The sequence below is a fragment of the Mycobacterium sp. RTGN4 genome, assembly GCF_033804635.1.
Classification (GTDB): domain Bacteria; phylum Actinomycetota; class Actinomycetes; order Mycobacteriales; family Mycobacteriaceae; genus Mycobacterium.
Genome location: NZ_JAPZLB010000002.1, coordinates 278,383 through 304,568, shown reverse-complemented (window position 1 = coordinate 304,568; position 26,186 = coordinate 278,383). Strand labels below are relative to the sequence as shown.

Annotated in this window: 27 protein-coding genes; 11 read left to right on the top strand and 16 right to left on the bottom strand. The window is 66.3% G+C overall.

Annotation, left to right across the window (positions count from 1 at the left end):
* Window positions 1-243: 243 nt before the first annotated feature.
* A complete protein-coding gene (gene fadD5 / locus SLQ30_RS05405; RefSeq protein WP_319447587.1) occupies window positions 244-1,899 on the bottom strand; it encodes a fatty-acid--CoA ligase FadD5 in 1,656 nt (551 codons plus the stop codon).
* A gap of 142 nt (window positions 1,900-2,041) precedes the next feature.
* On the opposite strand from fadD5, the gene SLQ30_RS05400 reads away from it, so the two are divergent.
* Window positions 2,042-2,746, top strand: coding sequence for a GntR family transcriptional regulator (locus SLQ30_RS05400; protein WP_319447588.1), 705 nt, complete (start codon window positions 2,042-2,044; stop codon window positions 2,744-2,746).
* Here the strand turns inward: SLQ30_RS05400 and SLQ30_RS05395 are convergent.
* A complete protein-coding gene (locus SLQ30_RS05395; RefSeq protein ID WP_319447589.1) occupies window positions 2,743-3,180 on the bottom strand; it encodes an SRPBCC family protein in 438 nt (145 codons plus the stop codon). The genes SLQ30_RS05400 and SLQ30_RS05395 overlap by 4 nt on opposite strands.
* Window positions 3,181-3,230: 50 nt before the next feature.
* On the opposite strand from SLQ30_RS05395, the gene SLQ30_RS05390 reads away from it, so the two are divergent.
* On the top strand, window positions 3,231-4,175 hold the full coding sequence (locus SLQ30_RS05390; RefSeq protein ID WP_319447590.1) for a D-2-hydroxyacid dehydrogenase family protein: 945 nt from the start codon (window positions 3,231-3,233) through the stop codon (window positions 4,173-4,175).
* 2 nt (window positions 4,176-4,177) lie between these two features.
* On the opposite strand, the gene SLQ30_RS05385 is transcribed toward SLQ30_RS05390, so the two are convergent.
* Complete coding sequence (locus tag SLQ30_RS05385; protein ID WP_319447591.1) at window positions 4,178-4,633, bottom strand: thioesterase family protein; 456 nt, start codon at window positions 4,631-4,633, stop codon at window positions 4,178-4,180.
* A 129-nt stretch (window positions 4,634-4,762) separates the two neighbouring features.
* Between SLQ30_RS05385 and SLQ30_RS05380 the strand changes: the two genes are divergently transcribed.
* Complete coding sequence (locus SLQ30_RS05380) at window positions 4,763-5,152, top strand: hypothetical protein (RefSeq protein WP_319447592.1); 390 nt, start codon at window positions 4,763-4,765, stop codon at window positions 5,150-5,152.
* 118 nt (window positions 5,153-5,270) lie between these two features.
* Window positions 5,271-5,573, top strand: coding sequence for a hypothetical protein (locus SLQ30_RS05375; RefSeq protein ID WP_319447593.1), 303 nt, complete (start codon window positions 5,271-5,273; stop codon window positions 5,571-5,573).
* Window positions 5,574-5,611: 38 nt separating this feature from the next.
* On the opposite strand, the gene SLQ30_RS05370 is transcribed toward SLQ30_RS05375, so the two are convergent.
* A complete protein-coding gene (locus SLQ30_RS05370) occupies window positions 5,612-6,043 on the bottom strand; it encodes a lipocalin-like domain-containing protein (protein ID WP_319447594.1) in 432 nt (143 codons plus the stop codon).
* A gap of 160 nt (window positions 6,044-6,203) precedes the next feature.
* Here SLQ30_RS05370 and SLQ30_RS05365 point away from each other — a divergent pair, with 160 nt between their 5' ends.
* A complete protein-coding gene (locus tag SLQ30_RS05365) occupies window positions 6,204-7,250 on the top strand; it encodes a cupin domain-containing protein (RefSeq protein ID WP_319447595.1) in 1,047 nt (348 codons plus the stop codon).
* A gap of 19 nt (window positions 7,251-7,269) precedes the next feature.
* On the opposite strand, the gene SLQ30_RS05360 is transcribed toward SLQ30_RS05365, so the two are convergent.
* Window positions 7,270-7,908 carry an HD domain-containing protein gene (locus tag SLQ30_RS05360; RefSeq protein WP_319447596.1) on the bottom strand — a complete coding sequence of 213 codons (639 nt, stop codon included), beginning with the start codon at window positions 7,906-7,908 and terminating at the stop codon, window positions 7,270-7,272.
* 84 nt (window positions 7,909-7,992) lie between these two features.
* Here SLQ30_RS05360 and SLQ30_RS05355 point away from each other — a divergent pair, with 84 nt between their 5' ends.
* Together SLQ30_RS05355 and SLQ30_RS05350 are read left to right on the top strand one after the other, a co-directional pair.
* The gene (locus SLQ30_RS05355; RefSeq protein ID WP_319447597.1) at window positions 7,993-8,988 is read left to right on the top strand and encodes a GlxA family transcriptional regulator; all 996 of its coding nucleotides are present in this window, start codon (window positions 7,993-7,995) and stop codon (window positions 8,986-8,988) included.
* A complete protein-coding gene (locus SLQ30_RS05350; protein WP_413467945.1) occupies window positions 8,982-9,998 on the top strand; it encodes an NADP-dependent oxidoreductase in 1,017 nt (338 codons plus the stop codon). The genes SLQ30_RS05355 and SLQ30_RS05350 overlap by 7 nt, the downstream gene beginning before the upstream one ends.
* Window positions 9,999-10,002: 4 nt before the next feature.
* On the opposite strand, the gene SLQ30_RS05345 is transcribed toward SLQ30_RS05350, so the two are convergent.
* Window positions 10,003-10,656 carry a DUF1345 domain-containing protein gene (locus SLQ30_RS05345; RefSeq protein WP_319447599.1) on the bottom strand — a complete coding sequence of 218 codons (654 nt, stop codon included), beginning with the start codon at window positions 10,654-10,656 and terminating at the stop codon, window positions 10,003-10,005.
* Window positions 10,657-10,776: 120 nt separating this feature from the next.
* Between SLQ30_RS05345 and SLQ30_RS05340 the strand changes: the two genes are divergently transcribed.
* Window positions 10,777-12,216: a basic amino acid/polyamine antiporter gene (locus SLQ30_RS05340; RefSeq protein WP_319447600.1), complete on the top strand. Its 1,440-nt coding sequence runs from the start codon at window positions 10,777-10,779 to the stop codon at window positions 12,214-12,216.
* An 8-nt stretch (window positions 12,217-12,224) separates the two neighbouring features.
* Here the strand turns inward: SLQ30_RS05340 and SLQ30_RS05335 are convergent, their stop codons facing one another.
* The 6 genes from SLQ30_RS05335 to SLQ30_RS05310 all read right to left on the bottom strand — a co-directional run bounded on the left by SLQ30_RS05335 (window position 12,225) and on the right by SLQ30_RS05310 (window position 17,350).
* A complete protein-coding gene (locus SLQ30_RS05335; RefSeq protein ID WP_319447601.1) occupies window positions 12,225-12,887 on the bottom strand; it encodes a cutinase family protein in 663 nt (220 codons plus the stop codon).
* Between the two features lie 147 nt (window positions 12,888-13,034).
* A complete protein-coding gene (locus tag SLQ30_RS05330) occupies window positions 13,035-13,769 on the bottom strand; it encodes an SDR family oxidoreductase (RefSeq protein WP_319447602.1) in 735 nt (244 codons plus the stop codon).
* Entirely contained in the window at window positions 13,766-14,206 is a 441-nt protein-coding gene (locus tag SLQ30_RS05325) for a VOC family protein (protein ID WP_319447603.1), read from the bottom strand. The genes SLQ30_RS05330 and SLQ30_RS05325 overlap by 4 nt, the downstream gene beginning before the upstream one ends.
* Window positions 14,203-15,660, bottom strand: coding sequence for an NAD(P)/FAD-dependent oxidoreductase (locus SLQ30_RS05320; protein WP_319447604.1), 1,458 nt, complete (start codon window positions 15,658-15,660; stop codon window positions 14,203-14,205). The genes SLQ30_RS05325 and SLQ30_RS05320 overlap by 4 nt, the downstream gene beginning before the upstream one ends.
* A 3-nt stretch (window positions 15,661-15,663) precedes the next feature.
* Complete coding sequence (locus SLQ30_RS05315) at window positions 15,664-17,127, bottom strand: aldehyde dehydrogenase (protein ID WP_319447605.1); 1,464 nt, start codon at window positions 17,125-17,127, stop codon at window positions 15,664-15,666.
* Between the two features lie 10 nt (window positions 17,128-17,137).
* Complete coding sequence (locus SLQ30_RS05310) at window positions 17,138-17,350, bottom strand: hypothetical protein (protein WP_319447606.1); 213 nt, start codon at window positions 17,348-17,350, stop codon at window positions 17,138-17,140.
* 205 nt (window positions 17,351-17,555) lie between these two features.
* Here SLQ30_RS05310 and SLQ30_RS05305 point away from each other — a divergent pair, with 205 nt between their 5' ends.
* From SLQ30_RS05305 to SLQ30_RS05295, 3 genes are read left to right on the top strand one after another with little or no spacing between them, the layout of a single operon-like run.
* On the top strand, window positions 17,556-18,365 hold the full coding sequence (locus tag SLQ30_RS05305; protein ID WP_319447607.1) for a FadR/GntR family transcriptional regulator: 810 nt from the start codon (window positions 17,556-17,558) through the stop codon (window positions 18,363-18,365).
* Between the two features lie 14 nt (window positions 18,366-18,379).
* Entirely contained in the window at window positions 18,380-19,123 is a 744-nt protein-coding gene (locus SLQ30_RS05300) for an SDR family oxidoreductase (protein WP_319447608.1), read from the top strand.
* Entirely contained in the window at window positions 19,116-20,612 is a 1,497-nt protein-coding gene (locus tag SLQ30_RS05295) for a class I adenylate-forming enzyme family protein (protein ID WP_319447609.1), read from the top strand. The genes SLQ30_RS05300 and SLQ30_RS05295 overlap by 8 nt, the downstream gene beginning before the upstream one ends.
* Window positions 20,613-20,628: 16 nt before the next feature.
* Here the strand turns inward: SLQ30_RS05295 and SLQ30_RS05290 are convergent, their stop codons facing one another.
* From SLQ30_RS05290 to SLQ30_RS05275, 4 genes are all read right to left on the bottom strand, one after another.
* On the bottom strand, window positions 20,629-22,146 hold the full coding sequence (locus SLQ30_RS05290; RefSeq protein WP_319447610.1) for an HNH endonuclease signature motif containing protein: 1,518 nt from the start codon (window positions 22,144-22,146) through the stop codon (window positions 20,629-20,631).
* Window positions 22,147-22,250: 104 nt separating this feature from the next.
* A complete protein-coding gene (locus SLQ30_RS05285; RefSeq protein WP_319447680.1) occupies window positions 22,251-23,684 on the bottom strand; it encodes a thiolase C-terminal domain-containing protein in 1,434 nt (477 codons plus the stop codon).
* Entirely contained in the window at window positions 23,684-24,505 is an 822-nt protein-coding gene (locus SLQ30_RS05280; protein ID WP_319447611.1) for an enoyl-CoA hydratase-related protein, read from the bottom strand. Before SLQ30_RS05280 ends, SLQ30_RS05285 begins: the two co-directional genes overlap by 1 nt.
* Window positions 24,506-24,517: 12 nt before the next feature.
* On the bottom strand, window positions 24,518-26,143 hold the full coding sequence (locus SLQ30_RS05275) for an AMP-binding protein (protein WP_319458307.1): 1,626 nt from the start codon (window positions 26,141-26,143) through the stop codon (window positions 24,518-24,520).
* Between the last annotated feature and the right edge of the window lie 43 nt (window positions 26,144-26,186).

Below are 26,186 nucleotides of genomic sequence, written 5' to 3'. Positions count from 1 at the left end.
CCGCCTTCCGAGTGGCCGCACTGCTGCCCTTCGTGAGTCCCCCACCAGCAAGTCGCGGTGCCTGTGGCGCAACGGCAGACTCTGTCGCACGCCCCCTCCTTGCCCCTGCTCAGTAGGTGTGATAGCCGTCTCCCTACTCGCGGGTAGTAAGCCGGACCACAGGACTGTACCCGATGCCCTGAGCACCTTGCACCGCATCTGCAGGATTGAGGATTGAACCGTTAGCAAACCCGTCACCGCTGGCTAAACCTCCGCCTTATGTGCAGAATCCGTTGGAGCAGAGGCGCTTTCGTCGGCGTCAACGGTTTTCTGTGTTCCGAAGCGCGCTCTCAGTTCCGTCTTGAGTACTTTGCCAGCCGGGTTGCGTGGCAGGGTGTCGACAACCTCCAGCGCCTTCGGATGCTTGTACCTGGCAAGCCGTTCGCTGAGGAATTCGTCGAGTTCGGAGATGGCAAGCTCCGATGGCGCACTTGCTGCCAACGCCACCACTGCGACGGGCACTTCGCCCCACTTCTCATGCGGGCGGCCGATGACGGCCACCTCCGCGATGGCGGGATGGGCAGCCAAGGCGTTCTCGACCTCGGCGCAGTAGATGTTCTCACCGCCGGAAATGATCATGTCCTTCTTGCGGTCGACGACCCACACGTAGCCTTCTTCGTCCTGACGGACCAAGTCGCCGGAGTGGAACCATCCACCGGCGAACGCCTCTGCGGTGGCCTTCGGGTTGTTCCAGTACCCCGCCATCAACGTAGGTGCCCGGTACACAATCTCTCCTACGTCGCCGACGGGCACATCGTTCATGTCCTCGTCGACGACGCGGGCCGACACGGTCGGAATGACCTTTCCGACCGAGCCCAGCTTGCGGATGGCGTCCTCGCTGAGCAGCATGCACGTCACCGGCGACATCTCGGTTTGTCCGAACGCAGCCAGGATCTGGGTGCCGGGGAACGTCGCGGCCATGTCGCGCAGCAGCGTATCCGAGGCAGGCGCGGCCCCCCAGGACAGCACGCGAAGCTTGAGTTGTCGCGGATTGGCCCGCTGAGCAGCGCAGACCGCCTGCCATTGAGCGGGCACGAGGAAGATGCCGGTGACCTGCTCGGCCTCCAGTACGTCGAGCAGCGCGCCGGGATCGAACGCGCCGAGCGGGTACAGCACCGTCGGGCGGCCAAGCAGCAGGCCGATGATCGTGTTGCCGATGCCGGCGATGTGGAACAGCGGGACGCCGATGAATCCGACGTCGTTGTTGAGATCGGCGCCGCTGGTGAAGAGGAAGGTCATCCCCTGCCCGGCCAGGTTCGCGTGCGTGAGCACCGCGCCCTTGGGCCGGCCCGTGGTGCCCGAGGTGTACATGATCAGTGCCGGGTCGTCGTTGGGGATGTCCGGGATTTCGACGGGACCGCCCTCCTCGGCGAGCAGGTCCTCGTAGCCCAGCAGGCCGTCCTCGGTGTGTCCGCCCGCGACGACAACGTCGGCAAGGGTGGGGTCGAGCTCGCGCACCGCGCTGGCCACTGCGGCGAGCACGGGTTCGGTGACGACGACCTTGGCTGCACAGTCGCTGACCAGGAAGGCGATCTCGGGCGGCGTCATCCGGAAGTTGACGGGCACCGCGATGGCGCCGAGCAGGTTGGCCGCCAGGAAAGTCTCGATGAACTCGGTTCGGTTGAGCATGAGGATGAGCACGCGATCGCCGAACTCGACGCCGCGGCGGCTCAGTGCGCCGGCCAATGCCGTGACACGACGGTCGAGCTCACTCCACGTCGTGGTGCGTCCGAGAAAGCGCAGCGCCGTGGCATCCGGCTGCATCAGCGCATGGCGAGCGAGTTGATTGGTCCAGTTGTTCCTGCGGGCCAGGTAGGGCTGCTCTAGGGCGGATGGGCGCGGGGACGGCTGTGCGTTCAACTGCGGCTGCTCCCGTTGGTGTCGCTCCGCACAGGTTGCGGTGTGTTGATATTTGATCAAACATGGTGTTGCCCCGGTCACAATATGGCCTAGGCGGCCCGGGTACAACCCGTCGCCTGGTGCACCTTAGAACGGGAAAATCGTGAACGCACCCGCCAAGCCACGCCAGCAACGGCAGAGCCTCGGGCGGCGGGAACAACTGTCCGACGAAGTCGCCGCTCACCTGCGTGCGGAGATCATGTCGGGCGAACTTCGTCACGGCACTTTTATCAGGCTGGACGAGACCGCCGCCGAACTCGGGGTCAGCATTACCCCCGTCCGCGAGGCGCTGCGCACCCTGCGGGGAGAGGGCATGGTGCAGCTCGAGCCGAACCGGGGCTACGTAGTGCTGCCGTTCAGCCGCGGCGACATCGAGGACCTCTTCTGGCTGCAGAGCACCATCGCCACGCAACTCATCCGATCGGCCGCGGAGTGCATCACCGACGGCCAGATCGACGAGCTCGAGCAGCTGGCCGACGCGGTTGCCGCGGCCATCGACAGCAAGGACGGCGAGCAGGTGGCGAGCGCCGAATTCGCGTTTCGCCGGGCCGTCAACAGGGCCGCGGGCCGGATGAAGCTGTCCTGGTTCCTGCTGCACGCGACGCGGTACCTACCAGCCCGGATCTACGCCAACGACGCGGAATGGGGCGTCGACGCGGTGGCCAACCACCGGCAGCTCATCGCCGCCCTTCGCCGCCGTGACGTCGAGGCGGCCGTCCGGCTCACCACCGAGCAGTTCGCCGACGGCGCCCGCAGGCTCACCGCACGGCTCGACGAGCTGGGGCTGTGGCCCGATTTACGGAGTTAGGACGCCACCTGCTCGGCGCGCGACTTGAGGTTGCCCGCGAGGTGATCCAGCGCGTCGTTGGCGATCTTCTTCACCATCACCGCGGGTACGGGCAGCGTCACCTCGACGTCCAGGTCGACCGTCAGCAGCGAGGTCGGACCCGTTGCGACGACGGCGAAGACCTGCTCCTGCTTGGAAAACAGGGCGCCCTGCTGCATGACGGTCTGAATCTGATGCTCGCCCGGGTAGTAGACGGCCTGAATGTAGGTGCCGTCCATGCCCTGTACCGAGGTGTCCAACCGCAACTGGCTGGGCCTTCCGTCGTCGTAACGGGCCAGCACCCAGCAGCCCTTGATCTCCTCGTTCCACTGGGGATACGACTCGAAGTCGGCCACGATGGCCATGATCGACTCTGCGGAGGCTGCTACTTCGACGGTCTTGCTCACGATCGGCACGGCCTGAGTATATGGATCCGGCCGCACTCGAATCGACCGAGAGGAAGACGATGAGCGCACGCGTACAAGTAGCAGTACTCGACGACTACCAGAACGTGGCCCTGACGATGGCGGACTGGGGCCCCGTGACGTCACGAGCCGACGTCACGGTGTTCACCGATCACGTCGCAGATGCCGACGAATTGGTCGGTCGGCTGGCGCCGTTCGACGTGATCTTCGTGATGCGCGAGCGGACACCGCTGCCCCGCAACGTCATCGAGCGCTTGCCCAAGCTGCGGATGATCGCGTCCACCGGCCCGTTCAATGCTTCGATCGACATGGACGCGGCCGCCGAACACGGCATCTTCGTGGGGACCACCGGCGGCACCGTCGCTTCGACCGTGGAGTTGACGTGGGCGCTGATCCTAGGCGCCTCCCGCCATCTGGTCGCCGAACGACGCTCCGTCGCCGACGGCGGCTGGCAGCTGACCGTCGGCCGCGAGCTCGACCGCCGAGTGCTCGGCGTGCTCGGCCTTGGCCGCATCGGCGCACGGGTGGCGCGTATCGGCGCGGCGTTCGGTATGGACGTCGTGGCATGGAGCCAGAACCTGACCGCCGACGCAGCCGCCGAGACCGGCGCTCGGTATCTGCCGCGCGACGAGTTCTTCGCCGCGGCCGACGTGCTGACGGTGCACCTGAAGCTCAGCGAACGCTCCCGCGGGCTGGTTGGGGCCGCCGAGCTTGCGGCGATGAAGCCGACTGCACTGTTGGTCAACACTTCTCGGGGACCGCTCGTCGACGAACCTGCATTGATCGCGGCGCTGCAGTCGGGCGCGATCGCCGGGGCGGCGCTCGACGTCTTCGACACCGAACCGCTGCCCGCCGACCATCCGCTGCGCACCCTGCCCAACGTGCTGGCCACACCGCACCTCGGATACGTCGCCGATCGTCCGTACCGGATCTTCTACCGCGACGCCGTCGCCGCCATCTCCAGCTGGCTCGACGAGCACACCTAACGTCAGCTTGGGGCGATCTTTGCGAGCAGCGTCCGGATCGATTCTGGGATGGGCACCGGTCTGCGACTGGTCCGATCGACGTATACGTGAACCCAATGCCCCACGGCAGCAACGGAACTCGGGGTTTCGGAATCGCCCGGCGGCGTGAAGACCGCGAGCCGGTACGTCACGCTGCTGGTCCCCAGCCGGGAAACGGCGAGGCCGATGACCAGCGGGTCCGGAAATGCCAGTTCGGCGAAGTAGCGGCAACCCGATTCAGCGACGACGCCCAACCACGGGGCGGCCAGCGGATCGAGTCCGGTGATCGTGTTGATCCACGCGTTGATCGCGGTGTCGAAGAGTTCGTAGTACACCGCGTTGTTGAGGTGGCCGAACATGTCGTTGTCGGTCCACCGGGTCAGCACCGGCCAATGCACCGGGAAGTCGGCGGAGGTCAGCGATCGCTCATCGACGTCCATACGGCCAGTGTGGCAGGACGCCGGCCCTGGCCGGCCTTAGGCCCGTGAGGTTGTCGGTGCCGCGTGGCAGTCTGCCCTCCGAAGCCGGGGGGCCGTCGATGGCCGCGCCGCGACGAGGGGGAACTGAAAATGATTCGCACGCTGATTGCTGTCGGTGGAATGGCGCTTGGGACCGCGCTCGCAGCCCCGATGGCCACGGCCCATGCCGACCCCGAGCCGCCCAACTGCGCGACCAACGGGGTGGGCTTCTTCAAGGCCAAGCAGCGGAGCATCTGCGACGGCCCGATCCGGCCGGATGGAAGCTGGTCGCGGGAGCGGGCTATCTGGGTGCCCGCGCACCAGGTGCCCCTGACCACCAACTGTTACGGCACATACTCAGTCAGTTGCACCACCACCGGTGGCTACTGGGCCGACCTGAACGTGCTCGAAGACGAGACTTACGTCGTCTTCCCCAGCAATGTGCTGCCCGACGAGCCCGACCACCTGCCCCTGCCACCACCACCACCACCACCGGAATAGCACCGCCGACAACGAGCGCAACCGACTATCGTGCTGGCTCAGCACGGGGCCGAGAGAGCGACCTCCCGAAGGAGATTCACCCATGACGGCCCGCGTAACCCACCTGCTGGAGGACTGAGTGTTGCAACCGATCGGCTGGATCCCCTGGGTGTTCTTCCTGCCCTGGATATTGCTGCTCTGGCTCGTATGCGGCCTGGCGGGCTCCCACGTAGCCGGGCTGCGCCGCCAGAACAAGCTCGACGGCTTCAAGACCGGCCTACTCTTCGGGCCCATCGGCGTGGCAGTGCTCACGTTCAAGAAGGAGCGCATCCCCGACATCGAGGTGGCCTGCCCAAACTGCGGCACGCGGCAGGAGGTGGACGGCGCTCTGCAGTGGTTCGAGTGCTGGAAATGCGAAGAGCGGTCGGATGTTTCGCGATAGCTCGCGCCCGCCATCAAGGCTGACCAGGCCAACCAGCGTCAGCCTGGACGCCGCCAGACCAGGACGTGCGTCGACGAAACACCCTTCCGCGAAGTTATTGCGGCGCTGAGCGTGAGCGTGTCGCCGTTTAGCTGCGCATGCCGAACCTGTGTTCCACCAAGCCAATTGGGCAGCAGCGATACTTGGACGTGGTGATGCAGCACGTCGGCCGCCTCATCGAGGATGTAAGGCCCGCTGTAGCAGAGGTAACCGCTTGCCGCGGCCGCCATTTGTTCGGTCGTGCCGCCGCCGGTGATCGCCCTGTCGTAGGCCGGACGGTCACGCCGCATCAGTTGCGCGGACATGTAGCCGTCATCGGTGTACATGATGATTCCCTCGGGGGCCGGGCCCAAGGGATGACTGACTTCGCCCGCAGTGTCAGCGGTATACGACGTCAACAGCCAAGAGCCGAGGAGGTCGTCACGGCGCATCACGTCAGCGTAGAGCGGCAATGGCGGCTAGCAGGTAGCGCACTTCTGCGGCCACCCCGTAGCCGCGCTGGCGGTCGGCGTTGACGACAACCTGACCTGCGCGGAGGAAAGTACCTCCCATGCCCGTCTGGGCGGCCCGTCACATCGAGGAGGCGCACTCATGTCCACAGCCATCACCCGCAGCAGCCACACCCGCTCCCTGCTCGACGGCGAGATCGTCGAGGAGTCCGAACTGGGCTCGATGCGGCGGGTCACCGCCGACAATCTGCCGATCCTCAAGAACCTGTCCATCAAGCGGGTACTGCTCAATCCGGGTGCGATGCGCACGCCGCACTGGCATGCCAACGCCAATGAACTGACCTACTGCGTGTCGGGAACCGCGTTGGTGTCCATCCTCGACGACGGCAGCAAGTTCTCGAGTTTCGTGCTCACCGCGGGCCAGATGTTCCACGCCGATTCCGGGTCGCTGCATCACATCGAGAACATCGGCGACGACGTCGCAGAGTTCATCATCGCCTTCCGCAATGAGCGCCCCGAGGACTTCGGCTTCGGCGCCACGTTCGGCGCCTTCACCGACGCCGTGCTGGGCAACACCTACGACCTGCCTGCTTCGGACCTCGCCAAGATCCGGCGCACCACCACCGACCACAAACTGGCCGCCCGCATCGGCGCTCCCGAGATCCCGGCTGGCGCTTACTTCAATGACCCCCACAAGTTCGACATCGAAGCCCAAGCGCCCGGATTGAACTACGTCAGTGGCAATGCGCGGTTCGCCCGCGATCAGTTTTGGCCGGTGCTGAAAGACATCTCGATGTACTCACTGCGCGTCGCCGACGAAGGCATGCGGGAACCGCACTGGCACCCGGTCACTGCCGAGCTGGGCTACGTCCAACATGGCGACGCGCGGATGACGGTCATGAATCCCGATGGCACGCTTGACACTTGGAAGATGACCACCGGCGACATGTACTTCATTCCGCGCGCCTACCCGCACCACATTGAGAACATCGGTGCCGACGACTGGCACTTCCTGATCTTCTTCGACCAGCCCTTCCCCGCCGACATCGGCTACCGGGCGTCCGCGAGCGCCTACTCACGCGAAGTGTTGGCCGCGGCCTTCAACACGCACATCGACGACCTCCCGAACTTCCCGTTCACCCCGGCCGACCCGCTGATCGTCAGCCGCATCAACCCCGTCGAGGGCTGAGCGACCCCCGACACCGCGCTCACTCCGGCCATGCCGAGTTCTTGATGACGTCGACGAAGTCGATGCGATGAAACCCTGGCACGAAGTGTTCGAGCACGTCGGCGTTGACGGTGCCGAACGTGGTGTCGGTCCGGTCCTTGAATCCGTCGGCGAAGGCCGCCAGGATCTCGGACTTGAAGTTGGGCCGCGGATGCGCCGCGGTGACCGCGCCAAGGTCGACATCGCTGATCGCGGCGAGGCGAATGCCGAGCACGTCGGTCTCGACCCCGGCGGTGGTGGCCGCGATGACGGGATCCATGCGGTAGGGCACCTCGGGGGTGGTGTGCAGCGCGATCGCGGCCCAGACCACGTCGGCGGCGTTTCCGGTCAGTCCCCGCGAGCCGAGGAAGTCCCTGGCCGCGTCGGCGCTGTCCAACTCGAAGCGCTGCTGTTGGCCGCGGTACGGCGGCACCAGTCCGGTGTCGTGGAACATCGCAGCGACGTAGAGCAACTCGGGATCGGGTGCCATCCCCAACTTCCGGGACTGCAGGCTGCCGAACAGGAACACGCGGCGCGAGTGGTGATAGATGAGTTCGGTGGTCGTGTCGCGGATCAGGGCCGTAGCCTCTCGTGCAAGAACGCTGTCCGGAACGGTTACACCAGCAATGATTTCAGTCATGACCTGACTGTCGTCCAATAGTGCGTCGCACAACCCTGCCGAAGCAGCCAAGAAATCCACACTTGTAGACACGGGGAACCATTGATGACGGAGCAGCGCGCCCATCGCGTCGTCGTGATGCTCTATGACGGCATCCAGGCCCTCGACGCGACCGGTCCGATGGACGCGTTTGCCTCGGCGAACGCACTCGGCGGTGCATATGAGCTCACCACCGCGTCACCCACCGGCCGCGACGTCGTCGCCAGTTCGGGCGTCCGCCTCGGTGTCGACAGCCGGGCCGACGCGGTTTCGGGCACCATCGGCACGCTGCTGGTGCCCGGCGCGCCGGACTGGCAGGCCAGCATCTCCGATCCCGACCTCGTCGACTCGGTCCGCACGCTGGCGCAGCGCGCCGGGCGCGTCGTTTCGATCTGCGCCGGGGCCTTCCCGCTCGCCGCGACCGGACTGCTGAACGGGCATGCGGCGGCCACCCATTGGAAGCTCGCCAAGCAGCTGGCTGCCCGCTTTCCCGAGGTCGCCGTCGACCCGGCGGCCATCTTCGTCACCTCGGGCCGATTCGTCACTTCCGCTGGCGTCACGGCGGGCATCGACCTGACCCTGTCGCTCATCGAGCACGACTTCGGCGCCGCCGTGGCCCGCGAGGTCGCCAAGGACCTCGTCGTCTTCATGGCCCGCCCCGGGGATCAGTCGCAGTTCAGCGTCCGCCTCGAAGCGCTACCGACCGACAACTCCATCGTGCGTACCGCGATGAACGCCATCACCGCCGACCCGCGGGCGGACCACTCGCTACGTGCACTGGCCGCTGCCGCCGGCGCCAGTCCACGTCACCTCTCAAGACTCTTCCTCGCCGAAACCGGCTACACCCCACACCATTTCATCGAGCGCACCCGACTGGAAGCGGCCTGCGTCATGCTCAACAGCTCGCGCGCTTCGTTGGACCAGATCGCCGAACGATCCGGAATCGGATCAAGCGAGTCGTTGCGCCGGCTGTTCAAACGCGAACTCGGCATCACCCCCGCAACGTATCGACGACGGTTCACCACCACCGCGTCCGCGCCGTCGGTAGGTTCAGAATCGTGACCGCGAACCGCCAGATCCTGCTTCGTCGCCGCCCCACCGGGCTGCTCCAACCGGGTGATACCGAACTCGTCACCGCGGAGGCGCCATCGCCCGCCGAAGGCGAGGCCGTGGTCCGCACCACCTACGTCGGCATCGACGCCGCCGCGCGGACCTGGCTCGACGACCAGCCGGGCTACCTGCCGCCCGTTCAGCTGGGCGAGGTCATCAGGGCGGCCTCGATCGGTGAGGTGGTCGAGTCGCGTTGCGCGGCTTACGCCGTCGGCGACGTCGTCACCACGCTCTCGGGTTTCCAGGAGTACGCGCTCGTCCGCGACGACGTCTTCACCACGGTGATACCCGGCGTCAGCGATCAGGTGACGGTGATGTCGATCTACGGATCGAGTGGCACCACCGCTTACTTCGGGATGACCGACATCGGTCGGCCGCAACCGGGCGAGACGGTGGTGGTGTCGGCCGCGGCGGGCGCTACCGGATCGGTGGCAGGGCAGATCGCCAAGATCGCGGGCGCTCGAGTCGTCGGCATCGCGGGCGGCCCCGAGAAGTGCCGCGCGGTCGTCGAGGACTTCGGGTTCGACTCCTGCATCGACTACAAGTCCGGCGACCTACCGGCGGCGCTGAAAGCGCACTGCCCCAAGCGGATCGACGTCTACTTCGACTGCGTAGGCGGCCCGATCTTAGACGCGGCGCTTGGCCGGCTCGCGCAAAACGCGAGAGTCGCACTGTGCGGGGTCATCTCGAGCTACCTCACCGGCGAACACCCTGGCCCGGCCAACTACGTCAACCTCTTGGCCAAGAGCGCGCTGATGCAGGGCTTCAACACGCTCGACAAGTGGGGTCGCTTCGACGAGGCCTTCGGCGCGCTACGGGGTTGGGAACAGGATGGCCGACTCGTGCACCGCGAGCACATCTTCGACGGGGTCGAGTCGTGCGTCGACGCCCTGAACGGACTCTTCACCGGAGCCAACATCGGCAAGACCTTGGTGAAGCTCGCCGAGCCTAGCTACACCTGAACCGTCACCGTGAAGTGCCCAGGCCCGCAATCATGTTGATGATGGTGGCCAAGATGACCGCGCCGAGCACGTAGGAAAGCAACGCGTGTCGCAGTGCGGTGCCACGGATCTCGCGGGTCTGCAGGTTGGTGTCGGACACCTGGTATGTCATACCGAGGGTGAATGCGAGATAAGCGAAGTCGAGGTAGCACGGCGGCTCGTCCTGGTTAAAGTCGATACCGCCTTCAGTGTCGCCGTAGTAGAGCCTGGCGTAGCGCAAGGTGTACACCGTGTGCACGATCAGCCACGCGACCGCGACGCTACCGACCCCGACGGCCGCCGCGAGCTCGGTGTCCGCGCCACTTGCTGATTGGGCGATCAGAAGGTAGCCGACGCCGGCCAGGCTGGCGACGCTCGCTAGTAGCAGGATGATGTCGGTGACCGGTTGAGTCGGGTCTTCCCGGGTCGCGTGGTCTCGGGTGTCCGTCGCCGTCATCCGGCCGACGGCAGTCCACGTCCAGATGACAAAGGTTGCCGCGGTGGCGATCCACGCCATCACGGGTGCGTAGCGGGCTGCCACGGTCGCGACGGCCGTCGCTGCCACCGCTCCGATCAGGACGGCAACCCCGACCCGGACGGCCATCGGCCCTTGCCTGCCAAGCACTCCACTGATCGTCATCCACCCAGTGAAACACCCAGTGTCCACCGAGTTCCCGGAAGCGCGCGTTTACCAGAAATGGCGCTTCACCGGGTTCGAGATCGCTAAGGTCGCCACTGTCGAGGAACCCGGAGGCGCTTCGTGAGCGAAACAGATACGGCCTCGAAGTCTGACAAGGTCAGCCTTCCCACACTGACCGCCATGGTCGTCGGATCGATGATCGGGTCGGGAGTCTTCCTGCTGCCCAGGCGGTTCGGTACCGAGACTGGCGTGTTCGGTGCGATCATCGCCTGGACCATCGCCGGTGCCGGAATGTTGATGCTGGCCTTCGTCTTTCAGCGGTTGGCCACGCGCAAACCCGAGCTCGATGCAGGGATATTCGCCTACGCGAAGGCCGGATTCGGCGACTACGTCGGCTTCAACTCGGCCTTCGGCTTCTGGGCGTCGGCCTGCGCGGGCAACACCTCGTACTGGGTGGTGATCATGACCACGACGAGCGCGCTGTTCCCGGCGCTCGGCGCTGGCGACACGTGGCTCTCGGTCGTCGTCTCTTCCGTCGGGGTGTGGCTGTTCGTCTATTTGATTCTGCGGGGCGTGAAGGAAGCGGCGATCATCAACCGGATTGCCACCGTCGCCAAGGTCGTGCCGATCCTGGTCTTCATCGTGATCGCTGCGGTCGCCTTCAAGGGCCATCTGTTCGTCGACAACTTCTGGGGCGGGGGCGACCGGTCCTTCGCATCGATCTTCGAGCAGGCCAAGGGCACGATGCTCATCACCGTCTTCGTGTTCCTCGGTATCGAGGGCGCCAGCGTGTACTCGCGGTTCGCGCGCAAACGTGAAGACATCGGGCGCGCGACGGTCATTGGCTTCCTCAGCGTGCTCAGCGTCTTCGCGCTGGTGACCCTGCTGTCGTACGGCATTCTGCCGCAGGGCGAACTCGCGGGCGTTGCCCAGCCGTCGATGGCGTCGGTCCTGGAATCCATTGTGGGACACTGGGGCTCGATCTTCATTCGCGTCGGGGTCGTGCTGTCGGTACTGGGGGCCTACCTGGCCTGGACGCTGATGTCGGCCGAAATCCTCTACATCCCCGCCAAGACCGACGACATGCCGCGGTTCCTCGCCCGCACCAACTCCAACGGTGCGCCCATCACGGCACTGGTGATGGCCGCCGGGCTGATCCAGCTGCTCCTGGTCGCGCTGATGTTCGCCTCCGACGCACTCAACTTCATGCTCGACCTGACGGCGGCGTTGTCACTGATCCCATACCTGCTGGCCGCCGGCTACGCGCTGAAGCTGACCGTGACGCGGGAGACCTATGCGGACGGCAAAGCGCTGGCCGGGGACATGGCAGTCGCGGGCTTGGCGACGTTCTACACCTTGTTCCTGATCTTCGCCGCCGGTCCCGACAAGCTGCTGCTGTCCTGCATCCTCTACGCCCCTGGCGCGATCCTCTACGTCATCGCGCGCAGGGAACGGAACCTTCGCCTGTTCCGCCCTGCCGAGGCGGTGCTCTTCGCGATCATCGTGCTCGGTGCCATCGCCGGGGTGGTGTCCTTGATCAGTGGAGCCATCGAAATCTAGCGAGCACCTCAATCACGCTGCTGGACATGATTCGAGACCCACTTGGCCGCCACCTTCACCAGCCCTGACTCCGGGTAGTGCACGTGGGCGTTGAAGTCCTGGCCGGTCGAACAGATGGGGTCGTTGGTGTTGCACAGGTCGGCGGTCCGAGCCCCGAAGTCCGGGCTCATGCGCGTCAACGGTTGACCGAGCCGAGCGGACGGATTGCCGAATACCGCGATCGCGGCGATGCGCGGAACGACGGCAGCGGGCAACGGTGCGCTGTAGCCGAGCCCGGCGATGGGAGACGTGGCGACCACGTCCATGACGGCTGCGCCCTGCGAGTAGCCACCCAACACGATCTTCGTCTTGGGGCACTTCGCGGCGGTGTCCTGAATGCGCCTGCTCGCATCGGTGGCGCCGCCGGCCGCCGCCATGAAGTCGTAGGACGCCGGGTAGTTCACGGCGTAGGTACCTATCGTCTTCTTGCCCACCAGCGGACGCAGTTCGTCAACCAGAGCTTGGCCGACCCGACCGATGCCTGCGGGCTCGTCCGTTCCGCGCGCGAAGATCACTTCGATGTCGGGGCAACGCGGAGCGGCCGATGCCGGCGCGGCACTGGCCAACGCGGCAGCAACCACCGAGGTGGCGGCAGCTGCCCCCGAGATCCTGCGTCGGGTATTGCTGAACACGGGCCTCTCCTCGACCTGGAGCGCGGATGGGTGGGACTGAACACTTGAGTGTCCAATAGCCACTATCGTCACTTCAGTAACACATGTTACCCAACTGCGTCACAGCGAAGCCGCAACTTAACGGATGTGTCAATATCGTGGGCTGGCTCAGATGGGTCTGCGATTCATCAACCGCTGCACCTGCCCGTAGGCGTCGATCGGACTGTGCAGGGCGAGGCCGCCGTCGGAGAACACGGTTTGGCCAGTGACCCACGACATTTCGAGTACCCCCACGATGGTCTCGGCGACGTCGTCGGCCTCGCCGAGGCGCCCGAGCGCAGTGCGTTCGGTCAACCCTTCGACCCAGCCCGGTAGCTGCTCGGGCTTGGCGAGCATCGGGGTGCGCGTTACGCCTGGGCCAACGGCGTTGACGCGGATGCCGTGCGCGCCCCATTCGACCGCCGCTACCCGCACCAGCATGTCGACACCGGCCTTGGACACGCAGTAGGCGCCCATGTCACGGTCGGCGAGGGTTCCGCTGATGCTCGAGACCGCGACGATGGACCCTCCGCTGCCCGCCTCGATCATGGCGCGGGCCACGGCGCGCATGGTCAGCCACGTGCCGGTCAGGTTGGTGTCGATGACGCGCCGCCACGCATCCGGATCCTGTTCGAGCAGTAGCCCGGACGCGCCGACGCCCGCACACGCCACCAGCCGGGTCGGCGCACCGTGAGCGGCGACGGTCTGCTCGAGCGCGGCCGTCACCGACTCGGGAGCGCTGATGTCGCACGTTATGTCGCCACCCTTGAGGTCCCATGCCACGACGTCGTGCCCCGCCGTGCGGAGTCGCGCCACCGCGGCGCTGCCGATGCCGGACCCGCCGCCGGTCACGATGACGCTCAAGATGCTGCCCCTATCAGTTCCACCCGCACCCCGTCGGGTGCAGTGATGACCGCCATCTGAACCGCCTTGCCGCCAGGGGCTGGCATCGAGATGCGGCGCAGCCCTTCGGTGAAACCGAGCTCACCGAGCCTGGCGAGGGTGGGGTCGACCTCGCGCTGCAGCGACACCAAGAAGAACCCGACGGTCGGCCCGGCCGCGGTTGGGGGCGGAGCAGCCGCGCCTTCGAACACGACCAGCTCGAGGATGCCGGTGTCCGGTGTCTCGGGGTCGCCGAGAAAGACCGACCGCAGCGTGTCCGTCTTCGCGTCGAACAGGGTGGGCCAGTCGCCGGTGAACGTGTAGTCCATCAGTTCGGTGAACCCCAGCCCGTCACGCCAGAAGCGCATCGAGGTTTCGACGTCGGCGGTGACGATGGCGGTGTGGTGTACGCCGATCATGAGGTGCTGGTCCTCTCTTGGCCTGCCACAAACGCATCCGGCTGTACCTGCGCCAGCCGCCGTGCGAACGTCAGCCCGCTGTACGGGAACTGCGTGACGACCTTCCCGTTGGGATGCCGGAAGTAGTTGTTGCAGTTGGCCATCCACACCGTACCCACCATCGCGTGCTGAATTTCTGCATTGAAGGCATCATGCACGTCGCGTCGGACCTCGACCGTCTCGAGTGTCCGGGCCACCATGTCGTCGAGCGTGCGCCGCACGAACTCGGCCTGCGCCTCGAGGATGTAGATGATGGAGGTGACCCCGTTGGTGTTGGGGCCGTACAGCGTGAACAGGTTCGGGTAGCCCGGCACCACGGTGCCCAGATACGCCTCGGCGCCTTCGCGCCAGTCGTCGCGCAGCCGCCGGCCTCCGGTGCCGTACACGTCGAGACTGCACAGGTAATCCGCGGCCTTGAAGCCGGTTCCGTAGATCACCGTGTCGACCTCGTGCTCGACGCCGTCGGCGGTGCGCAACCCACGCGCGGTGAACTCCGCGACGGGTGAGGTCTCGAGGGTGACGTTCGGCAGTGCGAAGGTTCCAAACCAGGTGCGCGACTGCAGTGGTCGCTTGCAACCCACCGGGTAGTCGGGGAGCAGCTTCGCGCGTAGCTGCGGGTCGGCCACCTTAGCCATCAGGTAGTCATGGGACACTTTCGTCAGGTACTTCGTCACCTCGGAGTCAGCTCCGAAGTTCGCCGCCTCGTAGTCCTCGAAAGCCTTGTTGCGGACCTTGCGCGCTTCGTCCTGGTCGCGTTCGAAGAGCGCTTGCTGCTCAGCGGTGAAGGGCTCGTCCACGCGCGGGGCCACCCAGATGGGGGTGCGCTGGAACACCACGAGGTGTTCGGTCGCGGCGGCGATGGCAGGGACGTACTGGACTGCGCTGGCTCCCGTCCCGATGGATGCGACGCGTTCGCCCGCAGTCGATTTCGAGTGATCCCAGTCCGACGAGTGGAACGTCCGTCCCGCGAACCCCTCGGCGCCGGGAATGTCGGGCACGTTGGGTACGTCGAGCATGCCGACGGCGCTGACCACGACGTCGAACTCATGGGCGGCACCGGACTCGGTCGTCACCGACCACCGGCGCGTGTCGTCCGACCAGCGCAACTCGGTCACCCTGGTCTCGGTGAGCAGGTGGTCGTCGAGACCGTAGTCGGTGGCCACCTTTTCGAGGTAGCCGAGGATCTCCGGTTGGTTGGCGTAGGTTTTGCTCCAGTACGGGTTGAGCGCGAACGAGAACGAGTAGAAGTGGGACGGGACGTCGCACGCCGCCCCTGGGTAGGTGTTGTTGCGCCAGGTACCTCCGAAGCCGTCGCTGCGGTCGAAGATCGTGAATTCGTAACCGCCCTTGGCTAATTGGATGCCCATGGCGATTCCGCCGGGCCCAGCTCCGATGATGCCGACGGACGGGGCCACGCGTCAGCCCTGATCCAGCGGGGGCAGCTTGCCCGCACTCACCACGGTCTGCAATTCGGTGTACTCGGCCAGCCCTTCCTCGCCGAACTCCCGGCCGATGCCGGACTGCTTGAATCCACCGAAGGGGCTGGAGATGTCGAGCATGTACATGTTGATGCCGTAGGTGCCGGTGCGGACCTGACCGGAGAGCGCGAGGCCGTGCGCCACGTCCTTGGTCCACACCGAGCCGCCCAGCCCGTAGTCACTGTCGTTGGCGATCCGGATCGCATCGCGCTCATCGGTGTACTTGATGACGGTGAGCACCGGCCCAAAGATCTCCTCGCGCGCGATCGTCATATCGTTTCCTGCGTCGGCGAACAGCGTCGGGCGGACGTACCAACCACGGTCCAGCGGTGAATCATCGCCGCCGAGCACCATCTTCGCGCCCTCGGCGGCACCGGTGCGGATGTACTCCTGCACCCGTTGCTGCTGACGCTGCGACACCAGCGGCCCGACGTCGGTGGCGGGATCGGCCGGATCTCCGACCACCAGTCCTGACATCATGTCGGCCAACGCGTCGACGAACTCGTCGTGCCTGCGCTCGCTGACCAGGATGCGAGTCTGGGCCACACAGGCCTGGCCGTTGTTCATCAGGCTGGCCATCTTGAGGCCCGCCACCGTCTTGCCGATGTGGGCGTCATCGAGCACGACCGCGGCTGACTTGCCGCCGAGTTCCAGGCTGTAGCGCTTGAGTTGCTCGCCACACACCGAAGCGATGTGCCGCCCAGAAGCAGAGCTACCCGTGAACGCGATCTTGTCGACGCCGGGATGGCGCACCAGTTCCTCGCCGACCTCGCGGCCACCGGGTACCACGGAGACGACGCCATCCGGCAGCCCAAGCTGTTCGGTCATCTCGGCGACCCACAACGTGTCCAGCGGGGTTTCCGGCGCAGGCTTGATCACCACGGTGCACCCGGCGATGAGCGCGGGAATCAGCTTGGGCATCAACAGGTTCTGCGGCACGTTCCAGGGGATAATGATGCCGACGACGCCCACCGGCGCCCGGCGCAGGTGGACTTCGCCGAGCACACCGTTGCGGCGTTCGGCCCACGGGAACGTCCGCGCCGCCTGCGCCGCGAGCTGCATCATCGAGGCGGCACCTGCGGCCTGGCCCAGTCGGCTGAAGCTCGCCGGCGAGCCCATCTCAGCGGTGATCAGGTCGGCCATCTCGTCGACGTGCGACCCGTATATCGCGGCCAGCCGCTCCACCACCGCGATGCGCTCGGCATGACTCAGCCGCGGCCATGGACCTTCGTCGAAGGCGGTCCGCGCAGCGGAAACCGCCGCGTCGACGTCCTGCGCGGAGGCCGCCGCGGCGTGCGCGATGACCTCCTCGGTGTGCGGGGAGACCACGTCGATACGGCCACCGCCCGTCGGCTCCCGCCACTGCCCGCCGACGAATATCCGTTCGTAGGAGCGAACTTTCATGGCTGGCCTCTCAACGGGACTCGGCATAGGACCGTTCCGCCCAGATCTTGAACTCGGTGATCGCGAACTCACCGCGCGCGAGGGCAGGCTTGTCACGGTAGATCTTGGCTTCCCAAATGGGAATGTCCTGCTCGATCTGCTTGCCGTTGGTGACGTCGCGGCTATATGCGACGTGAAACCAGCCCTTCGGACAATCCGCAAAGGGAACGCGCCCCGAAGACATCGCTCCGCCTTTCCACGGCCGGCCCAAGACCTTAAGATGCTAACATAGTTAAAATAGACACTTAGAGCGGATTTTGTAACGGCGGAAGCGGGCACGCGGATCGCGCGATTCCCTATCTAGCAATCTTAGTAATGATAAGCTTTCACCCCGGCGAGGTCGGCTGCGGCGGCCACCAAGCCATCGCCCCGCCACGAATGGACATCGCATGACAACTGCTGGTGTGGGTCGGCGGAGACTCACGTCGCCGCGTATCGCCGAGACCGTCGCGGACGAACTTCGTCGTCAGATCGTGGACGGCGAGCTGTCCGACGGCGACCTGCTTCCCCCGCAGGCCGTGCTCGTCGAACGCTTCAACGTCAGCCTGGTTTCGCTGCGGGAAGCGCTGCGGATACTCGAGACCGAGGGCTTGGTGTCGGTGCGTCGCGGCAACCAAGGTGGCGCGGTGGTACACGCCCCGACGAAGGACAGCGCCGCCTACATGCTCGGACTGGTGCTGCAGAGTGAGCATGCGCTCCTGAGCGACCTCGGCACGGCGCTTCGAGATCTGGAGCCCACCTGCGCGGTACTGGCCGCACAACGCCCCGACCGCAACGACACCATCGTGCCCGAACTCCGGCGGGTCAACGCGGAGATGTCAGAAAGTCTCGACGACGGACCGCTTTTCACCGATCTCGGGCGCAGTTTCCACGATGCGCTCGTACGCGGATGCGGCAACGCGACCATGATGGCCGTCGTCGGAAGCCTCGAGGCCTTGTGGAGCAGTCACGAACAACGGTGGGCGCAGCGCAGCGCAGCCAGTGGCGAGTACCCGTCGGTCGCCGACCGCAAGGCCGTGCTGAAAACCCATACCGCCTTGACCGACGCAATCGAACTCGGTGATTCCGATCGGGCGCGGCGAGTCGCCACGCGTCACCTCGCCGATGCTCAGACCTATGTGTTGTCCGAAGGCGCCTCTCAACGCATCGTCGCCACGTCGTCGCACGCCATGGCGCGAAATCGCGGTTGGCGTCCCTAGTAACGGAGGGGCAGATGACTTCAGAGTTGATGCCTTCAGAAGTACGCATAGCCGTCGTCACCGGCGGTAGCGGCGGTATCGGAAAGGCTTGCGGCCGTGCGCTGGTCGAACGCGGCTACGACGTCGTCCTGACGGCGCGCCGCGAAGTTCCGCTTCGCGCGGCCGCAGAGGACATCGGCGCGCGCTGGGTGGTTGGCGATGCATCGGATCCGACCGGGTTCGCCACGGTGCTGTCCGGCCTGCCCCGGGTGGACCTGCTGGTCCACGCCGCAGGCGTGCTCGGGGGCACGTACGCGCGCAAACAGACCTTCGAGGATTGGCGCACCACCATGTCTGCCAACCTCGACTCTTGCTTCGTGGTGGCCCAGGCCGCGCTGCCGCTGATGCACCCGGGGTCCCGGTTCGTGTTCGTCTCCTCCTCGGCCGCACACGAGCCGATGCCCGGCCGCACGGCGTACTCGGCCTCGAAGGCGGGGATGAACGCGTTCGCACGGGCGCTCGCTCTCGAGGTCGACCGCGACGGCATCAACGTCAACATCGTTACGCCAGGACCGGTGGAAACCGATATGCTGCAAGATGTTCCGTTCGAGATGCACGCAGTCACCGCGCACGACGTGGCCGAGGCGGTTGCCTGGCTCGACACCGTGCCGTCGTCAGTCGATCTGCCAGAGGTCCGGCTCAACGCAATCACCCGGGGACCTTCGGCGCGCCCACCGATCGTGCCGCTCAAGGCGAAAAGTCGCGCCATCCATGCCTGAAACCAAGCCGTCACCCCTCCCCCCGGTAGCCGAAGAGGGTGTCCCCTTCAGCCGGCTGCTCACCATGCGAGCGCAGCAGAACCCGAACGGGACGGCCATGACCGTCGTGTCCAAGGCAGGCAGCGAGCAAGCCTTGACCTGGTCCGACCTCGAAAGCTCGGCCAACCAGTGGGGCCGCGCACTGCAGTCGTCCGGGGTGAGCCAAGGTGCGATGGTCGCCCTGTCGATCCCCAACTCGACCGAACTCGTGCTCGCCGCACTGGCCGCATGGAAGCTGGGCGCCGTGCCCATTCCGATGCGGTGGGACCTCCCGGACTGGGAACAGCAGCGACTGTTGGACGTCATCGAGCCGGCCCTGGTGCTGAGCGAAGCCAACGTAGAATCGTTGGCCGAGGCCGCGCGAGGCGAAAGCGACAGCGCGCTACCCGAACTCGTCTCTCCCGCGGTGAACGGCATCTGCAGTTCGGGGTCCACCGGGTTGCCCAAGATCATCCTCAACACCGCGCCTGCGGTGTGGACCGCCAGACACGGCGTGCCGTTCATCGCGCAGTGGGCGCCCGTGAGCCTGCCGCAGAAGATCCTGGTGCCCGCGCCCATGTATCACACCAACGGATTCAACGCCGTGTCCTACCTCATCGGCGGCGACGAGTTGGTGGTGCTCGACAAGTTCGACGCCGCAATGGTGCTCGACGTGATCGAGCGCCATCAGATCACGCACTTCACCGCGACTCCGACGATGCTGGCCCGCATCGCGGACATCCCCGGAGTCGAGCACCGCGACCTCTCCAGCGTCGAGTGGATCATGCAGGGCGCCGCGGTGATGCCACCGAACCTGTTGCGCCGCTGGTTCGAATTGCTCAGTCCCGAGCGCATCGTCATGGCCTACGGCATGACGGAGAACCTCGGTCTCACCGCACTGCGCGGGGACGAGTGGCTGGCGCATCCCGGCAGCGTGGGTCGAGGATTTCGCGAGACCGACATCAGGGTGGTCGACGACCGGGGCGAAGAGGTCGCTGCCGGCGAGCTCGGCGAGGTCTATCTGCGCGCGCCGATGAACGACCAGTACCGCTACATCGGCGGCGCCGCGCCACTGCCGACGACATCGGATGGCTTCACGTCTGCAGGCGACATCGGTCGGCTCGACGAAGACGGCTACCTGTACATCGCCGATCGGCGCACCGACATGATCATCACGGGTGGCGCCAATGTCTTTCCCGCAGAGATCGAGTCAGCGCTCATCGATCATCCCGAGCTGGCCGACGTCGTGGTCATCGGACTCGCCGACGAACGGTGGGGACGACGCGTTCACGCCGTGGTCCAACCGATCGACGCCGCACACCCACCGACCGAGCAGGCCGTGATCCGCTACGCCAAGGACCGACTGGCGGCCTACAAGGTGCCCAAGACGGTGGAGTTCATCGACGAGATTCCCAGGAGCGCGGCCACCAAGGTCAACCGTTCGGCGATGGTCGAGGCGCGCGGCGGGTAGGTATGAGGTCGGGGCGCTAGCCCCATGGGTCTTCTAGTGGTGGTGGTGCGGGTCCGCCGGGTGTTGCGGGGTGTCCGGGGTTGTCGGGTGCCCAGGGGTCTTCTAGTGGTGTGGTTTTGCGGGTGGTGTTGTGGGGCTTGGGTGTTGGGTCCGTTGGTGGGGGTTGCGGGTCGTCGGGTGGTTGGAGCAGTTTTTCGGGTTGGTGGTAGAAGTTGGTGCGGGCTTGGCCGGTGTCCAGATGGGGTGGGCGGATCCATTCGACGTCGTGCTGGTCGTTGACGATGGTGGTCCAGCCGTCGGGGCCGACCATGCGGTTGTCGACGCCGCAGGCCAGCGTCATGTCGTCGACGTTGGTGTGGCCGCCCTCGATCCAGTCTTGGCGGGCGTGGTGGACCTGGGCGCCGTAGGCGCCCACGGTGCAGCCGGGTTTGGTGCACCCGCCCTCGCGGGCGATGAGCATGATCCGTTGAGCCGGGGACGCGACCCGGCGAGCGCGGTAGAGGTTCATGGCCGATCCGGTGGCCCGGTCGAACACCGCCAAATAGTGGTTCGCGTGGGCGGCCAGGCGGATGACGTCGCGGATGGGCATGACGGTGCCGCCGCCGGTGACACCCACCCCAGCGCGGGATTCGAGGTCTTGCAGGGTGGTGCGGATGATGATGGAGACGGGCAGTCCGTTGAGTTGGCCGAGTTCGCCGCTCATCAGGGCGATGCGCCCGACCGCGATGAGTGCGTCGTGTTGGCGTTGGGCCAGGCTGCGGTGGTCGGCGTCGATCTGGGCTTGGGAAGGGGTGCCCGAGGTGCACGGTTGCTCGTCGTCGGGGTTGCACATGCCGGGTGCGGCGTATTTGGCGAAGATCACTTCCCAGGTGGCCCACGCTTCGGGGGTGAGCTCGCCGGTCACTGGGATCATCCCGTCGCGACCTTGTTTGCCCTTGGTCAGTCCGCGTTTGCGGGCGCGTTCGGTGTCGTCGGGTTCGGGGCCGTCCTGATCGAGCAGGAACAGGGTGAGCTCGGCGACGTCCTTGAGTTCCTTGGGGCCGACGCCTTGGGCGGTGCGGGCCAGGTCGGTTTCGAACTGGGCCGCGGTGGTGGGGTCGGTGGCGTCGGGCAGCCGGCTGATGGCCTTGCGGATCACTTCGACGTGTTCACCGTTGATCGAGCCCTGGGCTTGAGCGGCCGCGGTGGCCGGTAGCAGCGGGGGCAGGGGTTGCCCGATCAGGGTGCGCCGTGGTCCCAGTGCGGCGGCGTCGGCCAGCCGGCGCCCGGCCTCGGCACTCGAGATGCGCCAGCGGGTGCGCAGCACTTCGTTCCAGGACTTGGCGCCCAACTCCCTAGGGGTGTGTTCGGCTTGCAGGCCGGCCAGCAGGTGGTGGAATTGGGTGGGTAGTTGGCAGGTCAGCGTCTGCAGGTCGTCGAGGTGCGCGAGCTGTTCGGTCAGTGCCATGGCGTCGTGGTCGCAGGCGGCGAGCGCGTCGCGCAGCGCGCTGATCGCTTCCCGTACGGCCGTCCCGGACATACTTCGAACATACATTCGACTACCGACAAGTTTTTTCGCGATGTGACGTGTGAAACTGAAGTGGCAGAAGAGTTTTGAGTGATTTGCGAGTGTGCGAAAGGGGAGGCGCTAGCTCGGCCTCACCAACGCGCTTCGTTGCGTTTGCCGTCGGTGGTCACCGTCACCGGCTGACCAACTAGCTCGCGAGACTCTGCATCGGCCAACAGGTCTGCTTCGTGGACACGGGCGAGCGCCCGACCGTGCTCGGTGTCGAGCACCAACAACCCCTGCTCGGGCGCGCCGTCCCGGCCGTGGGCGACGGTGTACGCGCAGACGGTCGCAGGTCCCGCGTACGTAGTGAGCAGGTGGCGACGCGGCTGAGCGGCCTCCACCTCGGCCTGGATCGAGGCTGACGCCTCCGACGCGCCGCCCGGAATCGGGGACCACACGGCCGCAACGTGTTTGGCCATGTGCATACCGACGCCGGTCACCATGGTGCGGCCGCGTGACTCGAACGCACTCGCGATGGCGTGCATCATGTAGCCGCTGGCCGGACCGCCGGCATACGGCAGCCCACCCGTGACGGTGAGCCCGCGTGGATCGTCGACGGCGAGTCCCAGTGCGTCACAGCCCAGTCGCAGCGAGGACGGGAAGCAGGAGTACAGGTCGAACGCCTCGATGTCGGCCGGCTCGACGCCGGCCATCGACAATGCGTGCCGTCCCGCGACGGCCATCGCCGTCGAACGGGACATGTCCGCGCGCTCCGCGATGCTGGCTGGATCCTCGGCATACGCCCATCCGTTGAGATAGAGCCTGCGGTCCTCGGCGACGCCGAGGGCATCGGCCTTCTCCCGGGTCGCCAGCAGCAGCGCCGCGGACATGTCGACGTCCATCACCGCGACCTCGTGCTTTGTGTACGGCCAACCGACGTAACGGTTCTCAGCGGTGGCCGTCCCCACGGTGGCGGCATCCAGTGCCGTCGGTCGCCACGCGTGCGGATTGGCTGCGGCGACCACGCTCATGGCGGCCATCATCGTGGCGGCCTCGGCGGCGTCGTCGCCAAGCGTTGCGCCGAGTTTGGCCCGACGCGCGGTGTCGAACAGTGGAAACGTCTCCCAGGCCTGCAGCACGTCGTGCGCCAGCTCCGAGGCATGTGGGGGTTCCCACGGGAACGGTGACGACTTGCGGTGACTCCACGGAAGTTGCTCGCCACGCTTCTTGGCCACGCGCATCGTGGCGAGCGCTTCGGCACTGCATATCAGCGCGAGGTCCAGTTCCCCGCGCTGCATCGCTACCGCGGTCTGGTTCACCAGCTCCTGCGGGGTCGTACCTCCGATGCCCGAGTATTGCCGGTGGCGGGGCGACGCTCCCAGCACCGTCGCCAGCCGACCCGCGGGGTCATCGTACGGCCAGGTCTGGCAGTACACCACCTGCAGCGAATCAAGTTCGGGCAAAACGTGTTCCACGCCTGCGGCGGCCTCGCGAGCGCGCTGCTCCCAGCTGACGAGTGGCTCCGGGGCGGCGCCGTCGCGCACGGTGTGCTGTGCCGCGCCGATGACGCAAAGCTGTTTCATCACGTGCCGGACCAACGGGGCGGGCGCTTTTCGGCGAAGGCCCGCGGGCCCTCCTTCGCGTCTTCAGTGGCGAAGACGTCCTTGGAAATGCGGGCCTCGTTGCGGTAGGCCTCGCGCATGTCGAGCTTGAGCCCCTCCAGCGCACTGCGCTTGGTCGCCTGCACCGCCAGCGGCGCGTTCTTCGTGATCCGAGCGGCATACTCGAAGGCCTTGTCCAGCAATGCTTCCTCGGCCACGACCGCGTTGAGCAGACCCATCTCGAGGGCACGCTTGGCGTCGATCTGATCGGCGCACAGCAGGAACTCCATGGCTTGTGCGAACGGGATCTGGCGAGGCAAGCGCACGGTGGTGCCGCCGCCCGCGAACAGGCCACGTGCTGGTTCGAGCACTCCGAAGGTGGCGTGCTCCGCGGCGATTCGGATGTCCACGCCGCCGAGCATCTCCATGCCGCCTGCCACGCACGGTCCGTTGATCGCGGCGATGATCGGCTTGTAGATCTTGGTGCCGCGCAACACCGCGTCGGTACCGTCGGTGAGGGAGTAGCCCTTCACCGATGTCGCCGTACCCGCTTGGAGTTCCTTGGCGAGCGCGGTGATCTCCGGGACGTAGGTCTTCAGATCGGCGCCAGACATGAAGGCACGGCCGACTCCGGTGAATATCGCCACCCAGGCACCGTCATCGCTCTCGAACCGCTTCCATGCCTGCGCAAGCTGGTGGAAATGCTCGAGATCGCAGGCGTTCTTCGCCTCCGGGCGATCCAGAGTGATGAGCACGACGTGCTCCGCGTCAGGGCGCACCCCGAGCTCGTAGTGGACCGGCACGAGTTTCGTCTCCTATCGAACCTGTTGGTGTTCTGCGGCTTTCGGGTGTGCGTCGACCCGGCCGTGCGCAACGAACTCGTCACGCAGCAGGTCACGATCGGCGTCTGTCATAAGTACGTAGTGCGGGGTTCTGGCCGGTCGCCACCACACCGGGTCGTCGCACAACCAGGCATCACCGCGCAGCGGCTTCTTGTGGATCTTGCCCTGACTGATCACGGGAAGCTCGGGCATAACGCGGACGAAGCGAGGCGCCCACTTGGTCCCGAGGTCGGATTGTGCGTCGAGGAAGGCGGCGAACGCGGCTGGATCGAATGTCAGGCCGGGCAGCAGTTCGACGGCCACCAGGAGCTGATCGCCTGCCAGCGGGTCCGGCACCCCAACCACGGCGACCGCCGCGGCGTCCGCGAAGCGGCCGAGAATGCGCTCTACCGGGCTGACCGCGAAGTTCTCCGAATCGACCCGAAGCCAGTCGCCAACGCGTCCTGCGAACCAGAACACCCCGTCGACGTCGCGGTACGCCAGATCGCCTGACCAGAACCAGCCGCCCCGCAGTCGGTCCGACTCCGCTTCGGGGTTGTTCCAGTAGCCTTCGAACCCCCCAGCGGCATCGCGACGCACCAACTCGCCGATCGCGGCGGTGGCATTGCGCATCTTGCCGTCGGAATCGAATTGCGCCGGTTCGCATTCCACCCCGGACGCGCTGACGACGGCGACGTCGGCGCCCTCTGGTGCGAGTCCGAGTGAGCCTGGCCTGCCCGCAGGCAGCAGCGCTATGCCGCCTTCGCTCGAGCCGTATCCGCTCAGCACCGTCACCCCGAAGCGCTCCTTGAACTCGGCGGTGTCGCGCGGAGAGGCCTCCGGGGCGAGCACGGCTCGGAGTTGGTGGTCGCGATCGTGGTTGGTGGGCGGAGTAGCCAGGAGGTAGCCGAGCGCCCGCCCGACGGTGGTCGTGAAGGTCACGCCGTTGGATCGAACGTCGTCGAGCCAAGCACCCGCAGAGAACCGGTCGCGCAGCACCAGCCGGCAACCGTTGGCCAATGCCGGTAACAGGCAAGAATTCAGCGCGTTCCCGTGAGCCAGCGTCAGCGGGCAGTAGAGCACTGCCGCTGGCCCGAACCCCATCGCGCCTGCGCCCCGGGCCAGCCTGGCCTGGCTGCACTTCGCAGCCTTGGGCGCCGAGGTCGAGCCAGACGTCAGGAGCAGGAACAGCAGCGTCTCCGGCGACGGATCCGACTCCGGCAGTGCGGCTCCCGTGAACTGCGCCCACGGCGCATCGGCTACCCCCACGTGCGCTGCGACCAGTTCGCCATAGTTGGAATCGGAGACCACGAACTGACACGACGTGTGGTCGATGTCGCGCGCCAGTTCCGCGCCGCGGCGGGTCGAGTTCACCCCGACGATGCAGGCGCCCGCGAGCGCCGCACCGAAGATCTGAAAAACGTACTCCGGCACCGTGGGCAGCAGCACTCCCACGTGCGGGGGTCGCTCGGGATCCAGCGTCGCGTGCATCCACGCTGCCCGCGCAGCGGCTTCGGCGACCACCTCGCTCCAGGTCCACGTCCGACCCTCGAAGATCAGCCCGACGTTGTCGTCCTCTGCGCGCGCTCGCACCATGGCAGCGACTGAAGGTGCCGTCATGCGGATGCGGCCCGACCCGTACGCACTTAAGGACTCCTGGGAT